Origin of the sequence: Burkholderia contaminans (assembly GCF_029633825.1) — a bacterium.
Lineage (GTDB): Bacteria > Pseudomonadota > Gammaproteobacteria > Burkholderiales > Burkholderiaceae > Burkholderia > Burkholderia contaminans.
Genome location: NZ_CP090640.1, coordinates 3,294,293 through 3,316,041, shown reverse-complemented (window position 1 = coordinate 3,316,041; position 21,749 = coordinate 3,294,293). Strand labels below are relative to the sequence as shown.

15 protein-coding genes are annotated in these 21,749 nt (G+C 67.2%); 8 read left to right on the top strand and 7 right to left on the bottom strand.

Annotated elements, in window-relative coordinates:
* Positions 1–43: 43 nt before the first annotated feature.
* Positions 44–1,345, bottom strand: a complete 1,302-nt coding sequence (locus tag LXE91_RS15465; RefSeq protein WP_039367142.1) for an FAD-dependent oxidoreductase — start codon at positions 1,343–1,345, stop codon at positions 44–46.
* A 330-nt stretch (positions 1,346–1,675) separates the two neighbouring features.
* On the opposite strand from LXE91_RS15465, the gene purL reads away from it, so the two are divergent.
* Together purL and LXE91_RS15455 are read left to right on the top strand one after the other, a co-directional pair.
* On the top strand, positions 1,676–5,740 hold the full coding sequence (purL, locus tag LXE91_RS15460; RefSeq protein ID WP_039367139.1) for a phosphoribosylformylglycinamidine synthase: 4,065 nt from the start codon (positions 1,676–1,678) through the stop codon (positions 5,738–5,740).
* A 5-nt stretch (positions 5,741–5,745) separates the two neighbouring features.
* Positions 5,746–6,291, top strand: coding sequence for a GNAT family N-acetyltransferase (locus LXE91_RS15455; RefSeq protein WP_039367206.1), 546 nt, complete (start codon positions 5,746–5,748; stop codon positions 6,289–6,291).
* A 189-nt stretch (positions 6,292–6,480) separates the two neighbouring features.
* Here the strand turns inward: LXE91_RS15455 and LXE91_RS15450 are convergent, their stop codons facing one another.
* The 5 genes from LXE91_RS15450 to LXE91_RS15430 all read right to left on the bottom strand — a co-directional run bounded on the left by LXE91_RS15450 (position 6,481) and on the right by LXE91_RS15430 (position 10,292).
* Positions 6,481–7,263, bottom strand: coding sequence for a peptidylprolyl isomerase (locus LXE91_RS15450; protein WP_039367137.1), 783 nt, complete (start codon positions 7,261–7,263; stop codon positions 6,481–6,483).
* 18 nt (positions 7,264–7,281) lie between these two features.
* Positions 7,282–7,590 carry a BolA family protein gene (locus LXE91_RS15445; protein ID WP_039367134.1) on the bottom strand — a complete coding sequence of 103 codons (309 nt, stop codon included), beginning with the start codon at positions 7,588–7,590 and terminating at the stop codon, positions 7,282–7,284.
* A gap of 1 nt (position 7,591) precedes the next feature.
* On the bottom strand, positions 7,592–8,122 hold the full coding sequence (locus tag LXE91_RS15440) for a septation protein A (RefSeq protein WP_011352350.1): 531 nt from the start codon (positions 8,120–8,122) through the stop codon (positions 7,592–7,594).
* A gap of 125 nt (positions 8,123–8,247) precedes the next feature.
* A complete protein-coding gene (msrB, locus tag LXE91_RS15435) occupies positions 8,248–8,679 on the bottom strand; it encodes a peptide-methionine (R)-S-oxide reductase MsrB (RefSeq protein WP_039367131.1) in 432 nt (143 codons plus the stop codon).
* Positions 8,680–8,723: 44 nt separating this feature from the next.
* A complete protein-coding gene (locus LXE91_RS15430) occupies positions 8,724–10,292 on the bottom strand; it encodes a protein adenylyltransferase SelO (RefSeq protein ID WP_039367128.1) in 1,569 nt (522 codons plus the stop codon).
* A gap of 146 nt (positions 10,293–10,438) precedes the next feature.
* On the opposite strand from LXE91_RS15430, the gene LXE91_RS15425 reads away from it, so the two are divergent.
* The 5 genes from LXE91_RS15425 to LXE91_RS15405 all read left to right on the top strand — a co-directional run bounded on the left by LXE91_RS15425 (position 10,439) and on the right by LXE91_RS15405 (position 17,935).
* The gene (locus tag LXE91_RS15425; RefSeq protein ID WP_039367125.1) at positions 10,439–12,085 is read left to right on the top strand and encodes a 3-(methylthio)propionyl-CoA ligase; all 1,647 of its coding nucleotides are present in this window, start codon (positions 10,439–10,441) and stop codon (positions 12,083–12,085) included.
* Between the two features lie 200 nt (positions 12,086–12,285).
* Positions 12,286–14,370 (top strand): 3-hydroxyacyl-CoA dehydrogenase NAD-binding domain-containing protein, encoded by a 2,085-nt coding sequence (locus LXE91_RS15420; RefSeq protein WP_039367122.1) that lies wholly within the window; start codon positions 12,286–12,288, stop codon positions 14,368–14,370.
* A gap of 40 nt (positions 14,371–14,410) precedes the next feature.
* Positions 14,411–15,043 carry a bifunctional nicotinamidase/pyrazinamidase gene (gene pncA, locus LXE91_RS15415; RefSeq protein ID WP_039367118.1) on the top strand — a complete coding sequence of 211 codons (633 nt, stop codon included), beginning with the start codon at positions 14,411–14,413 and terminating at the stop codon, positions 15,041–15,043.
* Between the two features lie 51 nt (positions 15,044–15,094).
* The gene (locus LXE91_RS15410; RefSeq protein ID WP_039367115.1) at positions 15,095–16,273 is read left to right on the top strand and encodes an acetyl-CoA C-acyltransferase; all 1,179 of its coding nucleotides are present in this window, start codon (positions 15,095–15,097) and stop codon (positions 16,271–16,273) included.
* A gap of 261 nt (positions 16,274–16,534) precedes the next feature.
* Positions 16,535–17,935 carry a GGDEF domain-containing protein gene (locus tag LXE91_RS15405; protein WP_039367112.1) on the top strand — a complete coding sequence of 467 codons (1,401 nt, stop codon included), beginning with the start codon at positions 16,535–16,537 and terminating at the stop codon, positions 17,933–17,935.
* 163 nt (positions 17,936–18,098) lie between these two features.
* Here LXE91_RS15405 and LXE91_RS15400 read toward each other — a convergent pair whose 3' ends face one another.
* Positions 18,099–20,246: a glucosidase family protein gene (locus LXE91_RS15400; RefSeq protein WP_039367109.1), complete on the bottom strand. Its 2,148-nt coding sequence runs from the start codon at positions 20,244–20,246 to the stop codon at positions 18,099–18,101.
* Positions 20,247–21,040: 794 nt separating this feature from the next.
* On the opposite strand from LXE91_RS15400, the gene LXE91_RS15395 reads away from it, so the two are divergent.
* Complete coding sequence (locus LXE91_RS15395; RefSeq protein ID WP_039367105.1) at positions 21,041–21,571, top strand: isochorismatase family protein; 531 nt, start codon at positions 21,041–21,043, stop codon at positions 21,569–21,571.
* Positions 21,572–21,749 lie beyond the last annotated feature (178 nt).

The window sequence follows — 21,749 nt, the reverse complement described above, 5'->3', positions numbered from 1 at the left end:
GTGGCGGCTGGCTAGGAGGCCGCCGGGGACGGGCCCGCGGCGGTCAGGTCGTGAAGCGCCCGGCGCGCAGCGCGGCGAGCGTGTCGGCGGGCCAGTGCTGCACGTCGCCGCCCAGATAGTCGGTCACCACTTTAGCAGACCCGCATGCGAGCCCCCAGCCGGCCGGGCCGTGTCCGAAATTGACGAACACGCGCGAATGCGGGGTCGGACCGACGACCGGCAGGCCGTCCGGTGACAGCAACTGCGTGCCTTGCCACGACAACGCAGCGGAGATCCGCGCGGCGCCGGGCACCCAGTCGTGGACGGCCTGGCCCAGCAAGGCGAGCGCGGCCTCGGACAGCGGCTCCGCGAGCGGCTTCGCGGTGTCGGGCAGGCTCTGCAGCACGGCGCCGCCGCCGACGCGCAGCCGCTGGTGGGTGCGCGTGATCGAGATCCGCTTGATCGAATCGATGACGTTCAGGTGCGGCGCGTGTTCTTCATAGGCGACCGGCGCGGTGAGCGTATGGACGCGCACCGGGTGCAGCGGCAGGCGCCAGCCGAGCCGGTCGAGCAGTGGCAGGCTGCCGGCGCCGGCGGCGACCACGATCGCATCGGCGGAAATCACGTCGACCTCGCGTGCGTTCGACGCGCGCCGGTCGCCGGGCGGGACGAGCTCGACCGCGGCACGGCCGGTGTCGGCGCGGATCGCGGCGACTTCCGCGCCGAAGCGGAACTGCACGCCATGCTCGTCGAGCGTCTGCTTGACCAGTTTCGCGAACAGCGGGCAATTGCCGGTGCGTTCGGTCTCGAGCAGCACGCCGCCGGCGAAGCCGGGTTCGGCCGGCACCGACGGCTCGAGCGCAGCGCATTCGTCGGCGGAGAGCAGGCGGTACGGCTGGTCGAGCGTGCGCAGCAGGTCGAGTGCGGGCTGCATCGCCTCCCAGTCGCGCGGATCGCGCACCACGTGCAGGATGCCGGGCTTCTGTTCGAATTCGAGTTCGAGGCGCGTCTCGATGTCGGCGAGCGTGTCGCGCGACGCATCGATCAGCGGGCGCAGCCGCGCGTACTGGGCGGCGAACGCGTCGGGTTCGCGCAATGTGCCGAGCTGCTTGACGAAGCGGCGCACGCCGCCGTTGAAGCCCGGCTTGTAGACGATGCCGCTGTCGCGCGGCTGGCGCTGGCGCATGAAGGTCGGGCCGAACCAGACGTCGAGCGGGCTCGGCAGCAGCGCGCCGCCGTCGCCGTAGGTCGCACCCTGTGCGACGGTGGCGTGACGTTCGACCACGCACACGCGATGGCCGGCCGCGCGCAACTGGTAGGCGGTGGCGACGCCGCTGATTCCGCCGCCTATGACGATGACATCCATGGATTGCTTCGATGACGGGCGGCGCGCGTGCGCCGCCCGGTGAGAATTCGCTGAGGGCCCCGGCCCGGTGAACCCGGAATGATAGCGCCAAAATCACGGGAACCGGCGCCGGGCGAGCACGGACCGTGCAGCCGCGCCACGGCCGCCGGCTGCCGCGCCCGCGCGGGCTGCCCGGCGGGCGTGACGGACGCGGCGCGCCCCGTGGCACCGTCGCGGTGCACGCGGGCTACCGATTGGCCGGTCTGGGGCGACCGACTTCCGGGTATAATTACGGCCTTCCTTTCGCCCCACGTCGCCACCTCGCGCGACTCATCGACGTCAGTCCAGCCCATGGCTCACTTCTCGTGTTTTCCCGGCGCTTCGGCCCTCTCCGATTTCCGTCAAACCCGTCTGCTCGACACGCTCAGGCAAATCGACGCCAACATCGTCGCGGTGCGCGGGCAGTTCCTGCACTTCGTCAATGCGGCCGAGCCGCTGTCGGCCGACGACAGCGCGCGCATCGACGCGCTGATGCACTACGGCGCGCCGTTCGAGCCGGCGGCCGAGAAGGGCACGGCCGAGACCTTCGTCGTGCTGCCGCGCTTCGGCACGGTCTCGCCGTGGGCGAGCAAGGCGACCGACATCGCGCAGCATTGCGGCCTCACACAGGTGCGCCGCATCGAGCGCGGCGTCGAATTCACGGTCACGCTGAAGTCGGGCCTGCTCGGCGGCAAGAAGGCGCTGTCGGACGACGCGCGCGCAGCCGTCGCGGCCGCGCTGCATGACCGGATGACCGAAAGCGTGGTCGCGGCGCGCGACGACGCGAAGCACCTGTTCGACGAACTGCCGGCCAAGCCGCTCGCGACCGTCGACGTGCTGGGCGTCGGCCGCAGCGCGCTGGAACGCGCGAACGTCGAGCTGGGCCTCGCGCTCGCCGACGACGAGATCGACTACCTGGTCGACGCGTTCCGCAAGCTCGAGCGCAACCCGACCGATGTCGAACTGATGATGTTCGCGCAGGCGAACAGCGAGCACTGCCGCCACAAGATCTTCAACGCGCAGTGGACGATCGACGGCGAAGCGCAGGACATGTCGCTGTTCGCGATGATCCGCAACACCGAGAAGCTGAACCCGCAAGGCACGATCGTCGCGTATTCGGACAACTCGTCGATCATGGTCGGTGCCGAAGCCGAACGCTGGTTCCCGCGCAACGCAGGCGCGGCCGGCGAGCCGGGTGAACGTTATGGCCGCCACACCGAGCTCACGCACACGCTGATGAAGGTCGAGACGCACAACCACCCGACGGCGATCTCGCCGTTCCCGGGAGCGGCGACCGGCGCGGGCGGCGAGATCCGCGACGAAGGCGCGACCGGCCGCGGTGCGCGCCCGAAGGCGGGCCTCACGGGCTTCACCGTATCGAACCTCGATCTGCCCGATGCCCGCCAGCCGTGGGAAAACGATCGCGACGCGGCGCAGCCGGTTGCCGAGCGCAACCCGAACGAAGCGCACGGCCCGTACGGCCGCCCGGACCGCATCGCGTCGCCGCTGCAGATCATGATCGACGGCCCGCTCGGCGGCGCCGCGTTCAACAACGAATTCGGCCGTCCGAACCTCGGCGGCTATTTCCGCGTGTACGAGCAGAACGTCGGCGGGAAGGTGCACGGCTATCACAAGCCGATCATGATCGCGGGCGGCCTCGGCAACATCGCGGATCAGCATACGCACAAGCACGACGTGCCGGCCGGCTCGCTGCTGATCCAGATCGGCGGCCCGGGCATGCGGATCGGGATGGGCGGCGGCGCCGCGAGCTCGATGGCGACCGGCGCGAACACGGCCGAACTCGATTTCGACTCGGTGCAGCGCGGCAACCCGGAAATCGAGCGTCGCGCCCAGGAAGTGATCAACGGCTGCTGGCAGCTCGGCGCGGAGAACCCGATCCTGAGCATCCACGACGTCGGCGCGGGCGGCCTGTCGAACGCGTTCCCCGAGATCGTCGACGGTGCGGGCAAGGGCGCGCGCTTCGAGCTGCGCAAGGTCGCGCTCGAGGAGTCGGGCCTGTCGCCGCGCGAAATCTGGTCGAACGAAGCGCAGGAGCGCTACGTGCTGGCGATCGCGCCGGCCGACCTGCCGCGCTTCGAGGCGATCTGCGCCCGTGAGCGCTGCCCGTTCGCGGTGGTCGGTGTCGCGACCGACGAACGCCAGTTGAAGCTCGTCGACGACGAAGCGACGGGCGCCGATGAATACCCGGTCGACATGCCGATGGAAGTGCTGCTCGGCAAGCCGCCGCGCATGCATCGCGACGTCACGCGCGTGACGACCGAGCGCGCGCCGGTCGACGTGACGGGCATCGCATTGTCGGCGGTTGCCGTCGACGTGCTGAAGCACCCGACGGTCGGCAGCAAGTCGTTCCTGATCACGATCGGCGACCGCTCGGTCGGCGGCACGTCGGTGCGCGACCAGATGGTCGGCCCGTGGCAGGTGCCGGTGGCCGACTGCGCAATCACCGCGCTCGACTACGCGGGCTTCAAGGGCGAGGCGATGACGATGGCCGAGCGCACGCCGCTCGCCGTGATCAATGCGCCGGCATCGGGCCGCATGGCGGTCGGCGAGGCGATCACGAACATCGTGAGCGCGCCGATCGCGGCGCTCGACAAGCTGAAGCTGTCGGCGAACTGGATGGCGGCATGCGGCACGGCCGGCGAGGACGCCGCGCTGTTCGACACGGTCAAGGCGATCGGCATGGAGCTGTGCCCGGCGCTCGGGATCGGCATCCCGGTCGGCAAGGATTCGCTGTCGATGAAGACGAAGTGGGATGAGCAGGGCGTTGCGAAGGAAGTGGTGTCGCCGGTGTCGCTGATCATCTCCGCGTTCGCACCGGTCGAGGACGTGCGCCGTCACCTGACGCCGCAACTGCGCCGCATCGCCGACGCGGGCGACAGCGTGCTGATCGCGATCGATCTCGGCCGCGGCAAGAACCGGATGGGCGGCAGCATCTTCGCGCAGGTTACGCAGCAGGTCGGCGACACGACGCCGGACGTCGACGATGCGGAAGACCTGAAGCGCTTCTTCAACGCGATCCAGTCGCTGAATGCGCAAGGCAAGCTGCTGGCGTACCACGACCGCTCGGACGGCGGCCTGTGGGCGACGGTGTGCGAAATGGCGTTCGCGGGCCACGCGGGCGTGTCGCTGAACGTCGACATGCTGACGCTCGACCCGAATCACGAATCCGACTACGGCGACGCAAAGGACTGGGCGAAGCAGACGAGCGGCCGCCGCGAGGATCGCACGCTGCGCGCGCTGTTCTCCGAGGAACTCGGCGCCGTCGTGCAGGTGCGTGCGACCGATCGCGACGCGGTGCTCGGCGCGCTGCGCGAGTTCGGCCTGTCGGCGTGCTCGCACGTGATCGGGTCGGTCAACGATCGCGACGTGATCGAGGTGTACCGCGACGCGAAGAAGATCTTCGACGCACCGCGCACCGAACTCCATCGCGCATGGAGCGAAGTGAGCTGGCGCATCGCGCGCCTGCGCGATAACCCGGCCTGCGCGGATGCCGAATACGACGCGCTGCTCGACGCGGCCGATCCGGGCATCTCGCCGGTGCTGAGCTTCGATCCGGCCGATGACATCGCCGCGCCGTTCATCGCGACGGGCGCACGGCCGCGCGTCGCGATCCTGCGCGAGCAGGGCGTGAACTCGCATCTGGAAACGGCCTACGCGTTCGATCGCGCGGGCTTCGATGCGCACGACGTGCACATGAGCGACCTGCTGGCCGGCCGTGCCACGCTCGCCGATTTCGCGGGCGCGGTCGCATGCGGCGGCTTCTCGTACGGCGACGTGCTGGGCGCGGGCGAAGGCTGGGCGAAGACGGTCCGCTTCAACGCGAACCTTGCCGACATGTTCTCGGCCTTCTTCGCACGTCCCGACACGTTCGCGCTCGGCATCTGCAACGGCTGCCAGATGATGTCGAGCCTCGCGTCGATGATCCCGGGCGCGGAAGCGTGGCCGAAGTTCACGCGCAACAAGTCCGAGCAGTTCGAGGCGCGCTTCTCGTTCGTCGAAGTGCAGAAGTCGCCGTCGATCTTCTTCGCGGGGATGGAAGGTTCGCGGATTCCGGTCGCGGTCGCGCACGGCGAAGGCTATGCGGACTTCTCGCAGCAGGGCGACATCGATCGCGTCGCAGTCGCGATGCGTTACGTCGATCACCGCGGCGAAGCGACCGAGCGTTATCCGTTCAACCCGAACGGCTCGCCGGCCGGCATCACGTCGGTCACGACGGCCGACGGCCGCTTCTCGGTGCTGATGCCGCACATGGAGCGCGTGCATCGCACGGTCGCGATGAGCTGGCACCCGGAAAGCTGGGGTGAAGCGAGCCCGTGGATGCGCGTGTTCCGCAACGCGCGCCGCTGGATCGGCTGATCGGGATGATGTTCGACCCGAACGCGCCGGTCGAGGTCGTCACGCTGCGTGATGCGCGTGCAAGCGAGGCCGACGCGATCGGCCGCGTGATCGTCGCCGCGTTTGCGGGCGAGCCGGAAGGTGGGCAGTTCGAACGGCGAATCGTCGATACGCTGCGGGCGGACGGTGCGTTGAGCGTCTCGCTCGTCGCGGAGCGCGACGGCCGCCTGATCGGGCACGTTGCGTTCTCGCCGGTGTCGATCGGTGGCGAACCGTCCGGCAGCCAGGGCTGGTACGGGCTGGCGCCGCTCGCGGTGCTGCCCGACTGCCAGCGGCAGAGCATCGGTGCGGGTTTGGTGCGCACGGGGCTCGACGCATTGCGCCGGCTTGGCGCGCGCGGTTGCGTGCTGCTCGGCGAACCCGCGTACTACACGCGGTTCGGCTTTGCGCCATCCGGCGACATCGTGTTCCCGGGCGTACCGCCCGAGTATTTCCTCGCGCTGTCGCTCGACGATTCGGCGCCGCGGCCGTCGGGTGACGTTCGCTATCACGACGTGTTCTATCCCGCGTAGCCTGCCGCGCTTGCGGTGCGCGCTTGCGGTGCGCGCGAATCGTGCACGGGAAAGGGCCGCTCTTCTGAGCGGCCTTTTCTTTTGCCGGGCGAGCTGACGCACATCGTGATGCGCCAACAGCCCGCGCGGGCAATAAAAATGCCGCTCCGAAGAGCGGCATTTTGGATGCATCGGCGACGAGCGCCTGCGTTACTGGATCTTTGCCTGCTGGCGCAGACCTTCCTCGAACGCCTGCAGCTTCTGCTGCACAAGCTGCTGCGCGATCTGCTGCTTCACCTGATCGAACGGCGGCGGGGCGATGTCGCGGACGTCGTCGACACGGATGATGTGCCAGCCGAATTGCGTCTTCACCGGCGTGTCGGTCATCTGGCCTTTCTGCAGCTTTTGCGCGGCCGCCGCGAATTCCGGCACGTACGCCTTCGGGTCGGACCAGTCGAGATCGCCGCCGTTCTTGCCCGAACCCGGATCCTTCGAGAACTGCTTCGCGAGATCCTCGAACTTCGCGCCGGCCTTGATCTTCGCGATCAGGTCCTTCGCCTGCTGCTCGTCGCTGACGAGGATGTGGTGCAGGTGGTATTCACGATTGCCGCCCGCGCCCTTCACGAGGTCGTCGTAGCGCGCCTTCACTTCGGCGTCGGTCGGCTGGTTCTTCTTCAGGAAGCTCTCGATCATCGAACGCAGCACGACGGTCTGCTGCGCGACGGCGACCTGCGCCTTCACGTCCGGACGGTTCGGGATGCCTTCGCGGATCGCTTCCTGCATCAGGATTTCGCGGTTCACGAGTTCCTGGCGGACGGCCTGCTGCAGCTGCGGGCTGTCGGTCTGGCCTTGCTGGACGAGCTGAGCAACCATCGCGTCGGCGCGCGACTTCGGAATCGGCGTGCCGTTGACGACGGCGATGTTCTGGGCAAATGCCGGTGCCGCTGCAAAAGCAGCCGCCGCGACCCACAGGCGGGGGGATTTCAGGATCATCGGGAATTCCTAATGAGACTAGATTGAAGATTCGTTGAATTCTTCGGGCGTGTAAGCCACGATCGCGAGCGCGTGAATGCCGCGCTGCATCGCATCAGCGAGCGCATCATACACCAGCCGGTGCCGCGCGACGCGCGGCTTGCCCGCGAATGCGGCCGCTACGATCGTGACCGTGAAGTGGCCGCCGGCGGACGCGCCGGCGTGGCCCGCATGCTGCGCGCTGTCGTCGCGCACGGTGAGCGACAGCGGGGCGAGCGCCGCGGTGAGGCGCGCTTCGATCAGCGCGATGCGTTCGCCGGGCGACGCGTGGAGAAAGGCGTCCGTCATGTCACTCGTCCTTCAGGTATTTCGTGAGCCACAGGCTCTGCAGGATGATGAATACGACCATCGCGCCCGTCGTGCCGAACAGCTTGAAGTTCACCCATTGCGATTCGGTGAAGTTGTGCACCACGTACAGGTTCGCGACACCGAGCACCGCGAAGAACAGCGCCCAGGCGACGTTCAGCTTGTCCCACACGGGGTGCGGCAGCGTGAGCTGCTTGCCCATCATCTTCTCGATCAGGTTGTTGCCGAACGCATAGCGCGCGGCGAGCAGCCCGATCGCAAACAGCCAGTACAGCACAGTCGGTTTCCATTGAATGAATTTCTCGTCATGCAGGACGAGGGTGGCGCCACCGAAAACGACGATCACGCCGAGGCTGACCCACAGCATCGTGTCGACCTTCCGGTGCCGGAAGGCAACCCAGGCGACCTGGGCCAGCGTCGCGACGATCGCGACGGCGGTGGCGGTAAAGATGCCCCAGACCTTGAAGGCGGCAAAAAACAGGATGATCGGAAACAGATCGAACAGGAATTTCATGGCGCTCGCAGCTGCGTGAAAGGCCGCTTGCGCGGCCTTTCACCGTTGTAGGGACCCGCCAGGCACCGCCGGAGCGGATCGGGGCGGTGGCGCGAGGGGCGCCCCGCGGATCCGCCCGGCGCCGCTCATTCGTTTTCGGGTCGGGACTCGAAGTTTAACGCAGCCGAATTGATGCAGTACCGCAAACCGGTCTTGTCGCGCGGGCCGTCCTCGAAGACGTGGCCGAGATGCGCGCCGCAGTGGTTGCAGCGCACCTCGACGCGCACCATCCCGTGCGAGTAGTCGACCTTTTCGTCGATCACCTCGCCATTGAGCGGCTTGAAGTAGCTGGGCCAGCCGCAGCCCGAGTGGAACTTGGCGCCGGACTCGAACAGCGGCGTGCTGCAGACGACGCATTTGTAGATGCCGTCGTCTTCGGTGTCGGTGTATTCGCCGGTGAATGCGCGCTCGGTGGCCGCATGCTGCGTGACTTCGTACTGCATCGGCGTGAGCCGGCGGCGCAGCTCGGCGTCGTCCTTCTCGTACGGGAAGATCTTGTCGTCGGAATCGTGGGACATGTGGGGTTCTCCTGATCGATGGGGCGATACTCGCGGGTTGCGGCTCAGGACGAGCAGCTCACTTCGAGCGACCCGGCCCAGTCGGGCGGCAACGCCGCGTACGCTTCATGCTCCGGTTGTTCGTCGAACGGGCGGCGCAGGATCTGCGCGAGCCGCTCGATTTCCGAAAAATCCTTTTCCTTCGCGCGCCGGATCGCGACTTCGGCCAGATGGTTGCGAAGCACGTATTTGGGGTTCGCGCGGTTCATTGCAACCGCGCGAGCCGCGTCGTCGCGCGTTTCCTCGGACAGTCGCGCGCGGTAGAGGTTCGCCCATGCGTCGAATGCTTCACGGTCGATGAAGAGGTCGCGCGCGGGTGCGTCGCGGCTCGCGTCGTGCTTCGAGATCTGCGCGAGCCGGCGGAACGTCAGCGTGAAATCCGCGTGGCTCGCATGCATCGTCTCGAGCAGCTTGTTGGCGAGTTCGGCATCGTGCTCGCGTTCGAGCTCCAGGCCGAGCTTCGCGCGCATCGCACGTTCGAGCGCGGGGCCGAAGCGTTCCGGGAACTTCGCGAGCACGGCCTGCGCGTCCTCCACTGCACGCTCGGCGCGCGCATCGTCGTCGGCGATGCCGTGCTGCAGGCCGATCAGCGGCAGCAGCGCCTGCGCGAGGCAATAGCAGTTCCAGTGCGCGATGCGCGGCTGCATCCGGTATGCGTAGCGGCCGCTCGTATCCGAGTGGTTGCAGATGTGGTTCGCGTCGAACGCATCGACGAAGCCGAACGGGCCGTAGTCGATCGTCACGCCGAGGATCGACATGTTGTCGGTGTTCATCACGCCGTGGCAGAAGCCGACGGCCTGCCACTGCGCGACGAGATCGGCCGTGCGCAGCGTCGCGGCCTTGAGCAGCGCGAGGTACGGATCGTCGGCGTGGCGGCAATCCGGATAGAAGCGGTCGATCACGTGATCGGCGAGCTGGCGCAGCAGGTCGGGGCGATCGTTCGAGAAGAAGTGCTCGAAGTGGCCGAAGCGCACGAAGCTCTCCGACACGCGCGTGACGACCGCCGACGTCTCGATCTCCTCGCGCACCACCGGCTGGTCGGAGCCGATCACCGTCAGTGCGCGCGTGGTCGGGATGCCGAGGTGATGCATCGCTTCCGAGCACAGGAATTCGCGGATCGACGAGCGCAGCACCGCGCGGCCGTCACCCATGCGCGAGTATGGCGTGCGGCCGCTGCCTTTCAGCTGCAGCTCGTAGCGGCGGCCGTCCGTGCCGGTGCGCTCGCCGATCGTCAGCGCGCGGCCGTCGCCGAGCTGGCCGGCCCACACGCCGAACTGATGGCCGGAATACACCGACGCATACGGCATCGCGTTCGCGGGCCAGTCGCGCGTCGGGTTGCCGGCGAACAGCTCGGCGAAGCCGGGCTGCGCGGCGATCGACGGTGGCAGATCGAGCAGTTGCGCGACTTCGCCGGAAAGGCCGACGACGTACGGCGCGGCAAGCGGCGCGGCCGGCAGCCGCGTATGAAACGCGTCGCCGAGCGTGATGAACGCGCCGGCGGCGGGCGCGCCGAGCGTGGCGGCGAGGTCGGGGAGGGTGTCAGCCGGATCGGCTGCGCTTCGGGAAAACGACATGTTGAGCGCCTCTGGGTAAGCCGATATTGTAAGGCGGCGCCGCGCCGCCCGCATGGTGGCCCGCGCACCGTGCGCCAGGCCCGTCCGGGGCCGCTGACGGGCGCGCCGCAGAGGCACCGATTCGCATCCTCACGGAGAACAGGACGATGGGTAAGCCGTTGCTGGGCCAGATGATGGACATGCCGTTGCTGGTGTCCTCGCTGATTTCTCACGCCGCGCGCCACGCCGGCGATACGGAGATCGTGTCGAAGCGCGTGGAAGGCGACCTGCATCGCTACACGTACCGCGATTGCGAACGCCGCGCGAAGCAGCTGGCGCAGGCGCTCACCCGGCTCGGCGTCGAAACCGGCGATCGCGTCGGCACGCTGGCGTGGAACGGCTACCGGCATCTGGAAGCGTATTACGGGATCGGCGGGATGGGGGCCGTGTGCCACACGATCAATCCGCGCCTCTTTCCCGAGCAGATCGCGTACATCGTCAATCACGCGGAAGACCGCTACGTCTTCTTCGACATCAATTTTGCGCCGCTCGTCGAGGCCATCGCGCCGCAATGCCCGCACGTGAAGGGCTGGGTCGCGATGACGGACGCCGCGCACCTACCGTCCGGCACGACGCCGTTCCTCTGCTACGAAACGCTCGTCGAAGCGGAGGACGGCCGTTACGACTGGCCGCGCCTCGACGAGCAGCAGGCGTCGGGGCTCTGCTACACGTCGGGCACGACCGGCAACCCGAAGGGCGTGCTGTATTCGAACCGCTCGACCGTGCTGCACGCGTACGGCGCAGCGCTCCCCGACGCGATGAACCTGTCCGCGATGGACGCCGTGCTGCCCGTCGTGCCGATGTTCCACGTCAACGCATGGGGGCTGCCGTACGCGGTGCCGCTCACGGGCGGCAAGCTCGTGCTGCCCGGCAAGGATCTCGACGGGAAATCGCTGTACCAGCTGATGGAGGCCGAGCGCGTGACGTTCTCCGCGGGCGTGCCGACCGTGTGGCTCGGCCTGCTCAACTACATGCGCGAGGCCGGCGTGCGCTTCTCGACGCTGAACCGCACGGTGATCGGCGGCTCCGCGTGCCCGCCCGCGATGCTGCGCACCTTCGAGGACGAATACGGCGTGCGCGTGATTCACGCATGGGGGATGACCGAGCTGTCGCCGCTCGGCACGCTCGCGAAGCTCAACTGGGCGCAGTCGCAGCGGCCGCTCGACGCGCAGCGCAAGCTGCTCGAGAAGCAGGGGCGTGTGATCTGCGGCGTCGACATGCGCATCGTCGGCGAGGACGGCCACGAGCTGCCGTGGGACGGCGTCGCATTCGGCGAATTGCAGGTGCGTGGCCCGTGGGTGATCGATCACTACTTCCGCGGCGATACGTCGCCGCTGTCGTCGGACGGCTGGTTCCCGACCGGCGACGTCGCGACGATCGACCCCGACGGCTTCCTGCAGATCACCGACCGGAGCAAGGACGTGATCAAGTCGGGCGGCGAGTGGATCAGCTCGATCGACATCGAGAACGTCGCGATTGCGCACCCGGGCGTGGCCGAGGCCGCCTGCATCGCCTGTGCGCACCCGAAATGGACCGAGCGCCCGCTGCTCGTCGTGGTGCCGCGCGAAGGGGCGAACCTGAGCCGCGACGCGCTGCTCGCGTTCTACGAAGGCAAGGTCGCGAAATGGTGGATTCCCGACGACGTCGTATTCGTCGAATCGCTGCCGCACACCGCGACCGGCAAGCTGCAGAAGCTGAAGCTGCGCGAGACGTTCCGCGACTACGTGTTGCCGACGGCGGTCTGCGAGCCGTAACGCAGGCCCGGGCCGGAAGCGGCGCGTGACGCGGTCCCCCGATCCGTCCCCGGATGGGCGACCGGCATCGGGAACGAAATTCAAATTGAACGACCGTGCTTTTTCGTTGTATGCTGCCTCCGTTCATCAGGACATGCGGCTGTTCGACCGCGCACAATGAAGCGCAGCCACCCCGGCGCGCGATGCATGGAGGCAGGCAGATGGCAGTGGATTACTCGACTCGCGACGGCGTGGCCGTCCTTACGCTCAACAATCCGCCCGTCAACGGGCTCGGCCTGTCGACCCGTCAGGGCGTCATGGACGCGCTCGATCGCGCCGCGCAGGACCCGTCGGTGACAGCCATCGTGCTGACCGGCGCGGGACGCGCATTCTCGGGCGGCGCCGACATCACCGAATTCAATACGCCGAAGGCGCTGCAGGAGCCCACGCTGCACACCGTGATCCGCGCGGTGGAGGCGAGCGCGAAGCCCGTCGTCGCGGCGCTGCACAGCGTCGTGATGGGCGGCGGCCTCGAGCTTGCGCTCGGCGCGCACTACCGCGTCGCGGCACCGGGCGCGCAGGTCGCGCTGCCCGAAGTGAAGCTCGGCCTGCTGCCGGGCGCGGGCGGCACGCAGCGCCTGCCGCGTGCGGTGGGGCTCGAAACCGCGTTGAACATGATCGTGTCGGGCGCGCCTGTGCCGTCGGAGCAGCTTGCGAAGAGCGGGCTGTTCGACGAAATGGCCGACGGAGACCTGCTCGACGCGGCCGTCGCGTTCGCGGGCAAGGTCGGCGCGCAGAAGGGGCCGCATCCGCGCGTGCGCGATCGCAAGATCGTTCACCCGAACGCCGCGGGCTTCATCCAGTTCGCGCGCAATTCCGCGAAGGCCGCCGCGCCGAATTTCCCCGCACCGCACAAGTGCATCGACGCGATCGAGGCCGGCGTGCTGCACGGCTTCGACAAGGGCAGCGTGGCCGAGCGCGAGGGTTTCGTCGCGCTGATGATGACGCCGGAAAGCCGTGCGCTGCGGCATGCGTTCTTCGGCGAGCGCGCGGCGAGCAAGATTCCCGACGTGCCGGCCGATACGCCGCTGCGCGAGATCCGCCGCGTCGGCGTGATCGGCGCGGGCACGATGGGTGGCGGGATCGCGATGAACTTCGTCAACGCAGGCCTGCCCGTCACGCTGCTCGAGACGAAACAGGAGGCGCTCGAGCGCGGCGTCGCGACGATCCGCAAGAACTACGACGCGCAGGTGAAGAAGGGCAAGCTCACGCAGGAGAAGCTCGACGCGCGCATGGCGCTGATCACGCCGACGCTGTCCTACGACGACCTGAAGGACGCCGACCTGATCGTCGAGGCCGTGTTCGAGGAACTCGGCGTGAAGGAGCAGGTGTTCACGAAGCTCGACGAAGTCGCGAAGGCGGAGGCGATCCTCGCGTCGAACACGTCGACGCTCGACGTCGACAAGATCGCTGCATTCACGAAGCGTCCGCAGGACGTCGTCGGCATGCACTTCTTCAGCCCGGCGAACGTGATGAAGCTGCTCGAGGTCGTGCGCGGCGCGCAGACCGCGAAGGACGTGCTTGCCACCGTGATGGCCGTCGCGAAGAAGATCCGCAAGACGGCGGTCGTGTCGGGCGTGTGCGACGGCTTCATCGGCAACCGGATGATCGAGCAGTACATCCGTCAGGCGCTGTTCATGCTCGAGGAAGGCGCGCTGCCCGCGCAGGTCGATCGTGCGATCGAGAAGTTCGGTTTCGCGATGGGCCCGTTCCGGATGAGCGACCTTGCCGGCAACGACATCGGCTGGGCGATCCGCAAGCGCCGTTACATCGAGCAGCCCGATCTACAGTACTCGAAGATCGCCGACCGCCTGTGCGAGCAGGGCCGCTTCGGCCAGAAGACGGGCGCCGGCTGGTACGACTACGTGCCGGGCGAGCGCAAGGCCAGGCCGTCGTCGCTCGTCGACGAGATGGTCGTCGCGTATTCGAAGGAGCGCGGTGTCGAGCGTCGCAAGATCGGCGACGACGAGATCGTCGAGCGGCTCGTGTTCGCACTCGTCAATGAAGGCGCGAAGATCCTCGAGGAGAAGATCGCGTCGAAGGCGTCCGACATCGACATGGTCTACCTGACCGGCTATGGCTTCCCGCTGTGGCGCGGCGGCCCGATGCTGTACGCGGACGTGGTCGGCCTCTACAACGTCGAGCGCGCGATTCGCCGCTACGCGGCCGCACCGAACGGCGACGCATGGCAGCTCGCACCGTCGATCGCGGAACTCGCGAAGGCCGGCCGCGGGTTCAACGGCTGACGCGCCGGATCGCGGCGCGACGCATACCCGGAGAAACGCAATGAAACGCACCGACGACGTACTGCTCGTGATCGACGTGCAATACGACTTCATGCCGGGCGGCGCGCTCGCGGTGCCTGACGGCGACGCGGTCGTGCCGGTGATCAACGCGCTCGCGCAACGCTTCGACCAGGTCGTGCTGACGCAGGACTGGCACCCGCGCGAGCACGTGTCGTTCGCGGCGAACCATCCGGGCCGCGAACCGTTTTCCACGCTTTCGCTGCCGTACGGTGAGCAGGTGCTGTGGCCCGTGCACTGCGTGCAGGACACCGATGGCGCGGCGCTGCATCGCGATCTCGACATCCCGCATGCGCGGCTCGTGATCCGCAAGGGCGGCGACGCGCAGGTCGACAGCTATTCCGCGTTCGTCGAAGCCGACCGCACGACGCGCACCGGGCTTGCGGGCTATCTGCGCGAGCTCGGTGCGAAGCGCGTGTGGTGCTGCGGGCTCGCGACCGACTATTGCGTCGCGTGGTCGGCGCTCGATGCGCGCGCGGCCGGTTTCGAAGCCGCGGTGATCAACGATGCGTGCCGCGCGATCGACCTGAACGGGTCGCTCGCCCACGCGTGGCAACAGATGCAGGCAGCGGGCGTCGCGCATGTGACGTCCGCGGGCGCGCGCCCGGCGGCGTAGCGCAATTTCCCATCCGATTCAGGACATGAAGCAGGACCGAAGGAGACTCGCATGACCGAAGCCGTAATCGTATCGACCGCCCGCACGCCGCTGGCGAAATCCTGGCGCGGTGCTTTCAACATGACGCACGGCGCGACGCTCGGCGGCCACGCGGTCGCGGCCGCTGTCGAACGCGCGAAGCTCGACCCCGCACGCGTCGAGGACGTGATCATGGGTTGCGCGAACCCCGAGGGCGCGACCGGCGCGAACATCGCGCGGCAGATCGCACTGCGCGCGGGGCTGCCCGTGACGGTGCCGGGGATGACCGTGAACCGTTTCTGCTCGTCCGGGCTGCAGACCATCGCACTGGCCGCGCAGCGGATCATCGCGGGCGAAGGCGAAGTGTATGTGGCGGGCGGCGTCGAATCGATCTCGTGCGTGCAGAACGAGATGAACCACCACATGATCCAGGAAGGCTGGCTCGTCCAGCACAAGCCCGAGATCTACTGGAACATGCTGCAGACGGCCGAGAACGTCGCGAAGCGCTACGGCATCTCGAAGGAGCGGCAGGACGAGTACGGCGTGCAGTCGCAACTGCGCGCCGCGGCTGCGCAGGAAGCCGGGCGCTTCCTCGACGAGATCGTGCCGATCACCGTGCTCGCGGGCGTTGCCGACAAGGCGACGGGCCGCCTGTTCACGAAGGAAGTGACGGTCTCGGCCGACGAAGGGATTCGCCCCGACACGACGCTCGAAGGCGTGTCGAAGATTCGCTCGGCCGTGCCGGGCGGCGTGATCACCGCCGGCAACGCGAGCCAGTTCTCGGACGGCGCGTCGGCCTGCGTCGTGATGAGCGCCGACGCCGCGCGGCGCGAAGGGCTGCAACCGCTCGGCGTGTTCCGCGGTTTCGCGGTGGCCGGTTGCGAGCCGGACGAGATGGGCATCGGCCCCGTGTTCGCGGTGCCGAAGCTGCTGAAGCAGGCGGGGCTGAAGGTCGACGATATCGGCCTGTGGGAACTGAACGAAGCATTCGCGGTGCAGGTGCTGTACTGCCGCGACACGCTCGGGATTCCTGAGGATCGTCTTAACGTGAACGGCGGCGCGATCGCGGTCGGCCATCCGTACGGTGTGTCGGGCGCACGCCTGACGGGCCATGCGCTGATCGAAGGCAAGCGGCGCGGCGTGAAGTACGTGGTCGTCACGATGTGCATCGGCGGCGGGCAGGGTGCAGCCGGCCTGTTCGAAATCCTCTGATCTTTGATGTGGAGCGGCCGCGGTTTCGCTTCGGCGAGACAGGCGGCCGCGACGCGAATCGGTGCGAATGATCCGCCATTCGAAACAATCGGGAAGCAATAGGCATGCGCCCGGCAATGCCGTTTCCCCTTACTTGTCAAACGAATTGCCCCACCTATACTTGCTCTGACATTTGCCTTTCGGCACGATGGGCAGGATCGTGCGTCGTGTGATCCGTGCCGCGAAGGTTCGAACCCACGCAGCAGACCGACCGGGGACCGAATGAGTACGACCTATGCAGCCGGGGAACCGCCGCGCGTCGTCAGCGCGGCCGCAAGGCTCTACGCGAAATGCCTGCTGGTCGGATTCGCGTTGCTGCCCGCCTATCTGATTGCGTATCTGTGGTTCTTCAGCGACCCGCACGTCGTGTTCGAGAACCACGCGTTCCATGAAATCGCGATCGCCGCCGCCACCCTCGAAGGCGCGTTCGTCACCTACGTGACGTGGGTCTGCTACCGGTCGTCCGGCGAGCCGCTGCTGCGCTGGCTGACACTCGGCTTTCTCGGCTTCGCGATGATCTATGCGCTGCACGGTGCATTCACCGGGATGGCGCATCACAACATCTGGCTGTTCCTGCTGTACGGGCCCGCGTCGCGGCTCGTGATGTCGATCCTGCTGCTCACGGGCCTGCTGTCGTATTCGCGGCCGCCCGATCGCGTCGAGAAGCGCACGAGCGTGCGCACGTGGCTGCCGTGGATCGTCTTCTTCGTGATCGTCAACGTGGTCGTGGCGTACATCGCGTATTCGCCGGTCGCGGGCGCGCCGGGCACGCGGCTGTCGATGGAAGGCGGCGCGCTCGTATTCTCGCTGCTGAACGTCGCCGTGCTGCTCGCGCGGCGGATCCGCTCGCCGCTGATGATGATCTACGGCGTGTCGATCATGGCGTTTGCACTGTCGTCGCTCGCGTTCATTCTCGGCAAGCCGTGGAATCACATGTGGTGGCTCGCGCACGCGATCTTCGCCGGCGGCTTCTTCCTGCTCAGCTACGGCGTCGTGCAGGCGCTGCAGACGACGCGCTCGTTCTCGGCGATCTACCGCCAGGAAGACCTGATGAGCCGGCTGTCGGAATCGATGGCGCGCACCGAGAGCGCGTTGCAGGAGCTGCGGCGCACGAACCAGAAGCTCGAATACATGGCCGCTACCGACCCGATGACGGGCGCGTCGAACCGCCGGCAATTCATCGCGCAGGTCGAGCGCGAGATGGTGCGGGCCGAGCGCGACGGCACGCCGTTCTGCCTGCTCGCGCTCGATCTCGACAATTTCAAGAACATCAACGATGCGTACGGGCATCAGATCGGCGATGAGGTGCTGCGCGGTGTCGTGCGCCAGTGCCTCGACGCGATCCGGCCGGCCGGCGGGCTCGCGCGGGTCGGCGGCGAGGAATTCATGGCGCTGCTGCCGGAGATGCCGCTCGAAGGCGCACGGATGACCGCCGAGCGCGTGCGCTCGTCGATCGCGAGCTCGCCGTTCGGGCTCGATTTCAAGCGCGTGCAGGTGACGGTCAGCGTCGGCGTTGCGCAATACGGGGCCGACGGCAGCACGGTCGATGCGTTGCTGCGCGTGGTCGACGAACGGTTGTACCAGGCGAAGCGGGAAGGGCGGAACCGGGTCGTGGCGCGGTGACACGGGTTGGCGCGGCACGCGGGCGCCGGTGAACGGATGCGGAACGTTCGGCAACCCGGGCGTAAAGAGGCCGTGTCCGGCGCCTCGATCTCCAACGAAGCCCCGGAGGCGGTAACGCCACCGGGGCTTTTGCATGGCCGGTCGGCATGCGGCTGGCGACGCGCTACCGCGCTGCCAGCGCCGCCGCGCGCTGTTTCGGCTGAGCACCATCCTGCATCTGCTGCGACGCCTGCCACCAGTACTTGCCCGCGCGCTGCTGCGGATCGCGGATCGCGAGATACGTCGTACTCCAGAGCTGCGCAGCGTTCGCCTCGGTGGCGTCGGCGCTACGCGTACCGAATGCATCGGTCTGGTACTTGCCGTTCACGTACGACCACGTCCACATCTCGGACGTGCGCATGTCGCGTCCGTTCGAGATCACCTGCCAGATCGTCTGCCGCACCTGCGCGAGCAGCGTGCGTGTCGCAGCCGACAAGTCCTGGCGCGCGAGCTGGCGATCGAGCCCGGCCACCCACATCGCCTGCTGCCACGACCAGATCACCGTGCCGTGATACGCGGAACTGGTGAATTTCGGCCACAGCGCCTGGCTTGCATACGCGGGATTCGCGATCAGCATCCCGGCATCGGTCACGAGCCCGGTCGGGAACGGCCGCGTGACGTCGGTGACGATCCGCTGTAGCTCGTCATCCGGCGGCGTGCCGAACAGCAGCGCGAAGCCGCCATCCGAATTCATCACCGGAATAGGATTGCCCTGCTGATCGAGCGACAGCGAGTAGAACGCCAGTGGCGCGCCCGGTGCGGCGCCGGCCGGCACGCCCGCGGACGGCGCATAGGCCGACACGTCGGTGGCCGCCTGCGCGGCCGGTACGCTGACCTGGAACAGCGGCGGTGCCTGCGTTTCCCACGTGGCCGCCTGATTTGCCGTATTGGCGAGCGTCGCGCGCTGTCCGGCATCCAGGTACGGATCGAGCAGGCCGCGCGCGAGGAATGCGTTCGCCGCGCGCAACGCGGCCGGCACGAGCACCGCGTTGACGTCATACGGATAGACGCCGCCGCCGAGCCCGTCGGTACTGTCGCGCCAATTGCCGACGATTTCGCCGGGCCGCAGGTGGATCAGGTTCGCGACTGTCGGCTGCTGCGCGAACGGCTGCGCGGTTGTCGCGACGTGCAGCAGGTTGACGACCAGGCGGCTGCCATTGGTCTGTCCGTCGCTGCCGCGCTGCGCGAGATACGCGGCCGCGCGGGCCTGGCCGCGCGTATCGTCGATCAGCCACGCGGCCGCGATCGGCGCGAGCAGGTAGTCGCTGTCGATCATCTTGTAGTCGTAAGTCGGTGTCGAATCGTTCGGCCGCCCGTTCTTCTGGTTGTCGACGAGGGCGAATTCGCCGATCCCTTCCTCGTGCGCGACCTTGCCGTCGGTAGACAGCCGGCTCAGCACCGACGACAGGCCGGCCTCGATCGCCGCAGGTTCGAGCACGGGCATCAGCATGCGTACCGAGATCAGCGTGTCGCGGCCGAAGTAGGTGTCGTACTGCCACGAGCCGGCCAGCAGCTTGTCGTGGAAGCTCAGGAATTCGAGCACGTTCTGGCTCACCGGGTCGGGGTTCACCGACGGCGCGAGCAGGTCGGCGTGCGTGATCGGCGACAACGGCGTCTCGCCCGACAGCGCATCGACATGCAGCCGCAACGTGTGCGAGCCCGCCGGTGCGCTCAGGACGAGCTTGCCGCCCGCTGCCGGCGCGATGCTGCCGCCGTCGCGCAGCGTGATGCGCAGTGAATAGCCGGGCGCGCCGTCGATCCGGTCGCGTTGCCACAGTGCCGCGCTGCCCTGGACCGTCGGCGCGGTGAGGATCTGCTGCGGAATCGTTGCACCGCCGTTGAAGTCACGCAGGAAGCGCACGTTGCTGAGCACGCCCTGTCGGATCGTCAGCGTGTTGGTGTCCACCGACACGTCGGCGCCGATGCCGTACAGCGGGCGACCGTGCGTGTCGGGTGCCGATAGCGCGGACGGCGGCGTGTCGAGGCTCCAGTTCACCGGTTGCGCGGTATCGTCGAACCACAGCCCGGTGCCGCTGTTGCCGGCGGGGAAGACCACGAGCAGGCGCGGCTTCGTCGACGAGCGCACGAGCAGGTGTGCGGCGACGTTGTCCTGCCGGTAGAACGCGTTGATCTGGCCGCCGGTGTCCATGCGGAACGACAGCGCGACGTTGTTCGACGGCGGGTTGCTCGATTTGACGTCGTCGTCATTGCAGGCCGCGAGCAGGCCGGCGCAGATGAATCCGAGACACAGCGACTTCGCAAGGCGATGCATGTTGATGTCCCTCCTGATGACTGGCGATTTTTATGAGAATTATCGAATGAGCGGGTGCTCGATCTGCTTCGTCCGGTATTGCGGAATTCCTGGGAAATTCGGAATTAATCCGGGCGTACTTCCGGGGCGAATTGAATGAGAAATAACCGGTTGTCGGTTAATGCCGGAATTGAAAAAACGGAGGCGCTGCCCCGGCCGGGCATGCAAGACTTCTCTGTTGGCGTTCCAGTATCGCGCCGACATGGGTGTGTGCGCGGTATGAAAATCGAAACGTAAGCTGTCGTTGGGGATTCTAAAGTTCGGATAAAGTCGAAGTCAATAATGATTTTGTGGTTTTCGAATAATGTTCTGGAATGAGGTCGCAATTATTGCTTGTTGGGTCGGTAAAATATGCGAATTCGCCAGGGAATGGAGATGAGCTGATTATTGAATTTGGTGAAAATAGATTGGCAATCGTTGTCGGTATTGGTGATTGATTCTGAACCGGGATTGAATCGTGGCGGTTTGCCTGTCGCCGTGTCGCGGGCGGCGGATTCGACAATACGAAGCAGTGAGCAACCGGCGTTCCTGCGATTGGACCGTGGGGGATTCCATGAACCGGCTCCATGCGATCACGTCAGCGGCGCCGGCAAGTTTGGTAGGCTTGGGGACCGCTTCCGTTTACCGAATTCACGCACTCGGTCATTGACGCGATTCGATATCGGTCTTGTGCGGGACTGACGATCTTGCGACAAAGCGACTTTTCATCGACGGTCGATGGTGGTTGACGTCGCTTTCACTCCGGAGAATGCGCCGTGCTGCACGTGTCCGACGATTCAGTGGTCGTATTGGTTGATTTTCAGGCGCGGCTGATGCCGGTGATCCACGAAGGGGCATCGGTCGTCACGCAGGCTGTCCGACTTGCCCGCATTGCGCAGATCCTCGGGGTGCCGGTGATGGGTACCGAGCAGAGCCCCGTCCAGCTGGGCCGGAACGTACCGGAGATCAAGGATCTGTGCTCCGACACCGTCGTCAAGGACCATTTCGACGCGTGCGCGGAGGGCCTGGTCGATGCATTGCCGGCGGGGCGCAACAGTGTCATCGTCGCCGGATGCGAGGCGCACGTGTGCGTGTTGCAAACGGCGTTCGGGCTATTGCGCAGCGGCCGCAAAGTCACAGTGGTCAGCGATGCCGTGGGGTCGCGCAGGATGACTGACCGGGACGCGGGGATCGCCCGGCTCGGGGTGGCGGGGGTGCAAATCGCGACGGTCGAGATGATCGGGTTCGAATGGCTGGGCTCCAGCCGGCATCCGCGTTTTCGCGATGTGCTGCGCCTGATCAAATGAGTCGCGGCGCCCGTGCGCTGACGGAAACAGCGTTCCGGGAGCCGAATGCGTGAATCTCGGCATGTCGGCGCTTTGGCGCCGGCGAGTTTGGCAGGCTGGCTGGGCGGGATCGTCGCGCTGGCAGGCGACACGGAGAAAAATCGGGCATCGCGTGCGGGCGCCCGGTGGCGGTCCACCG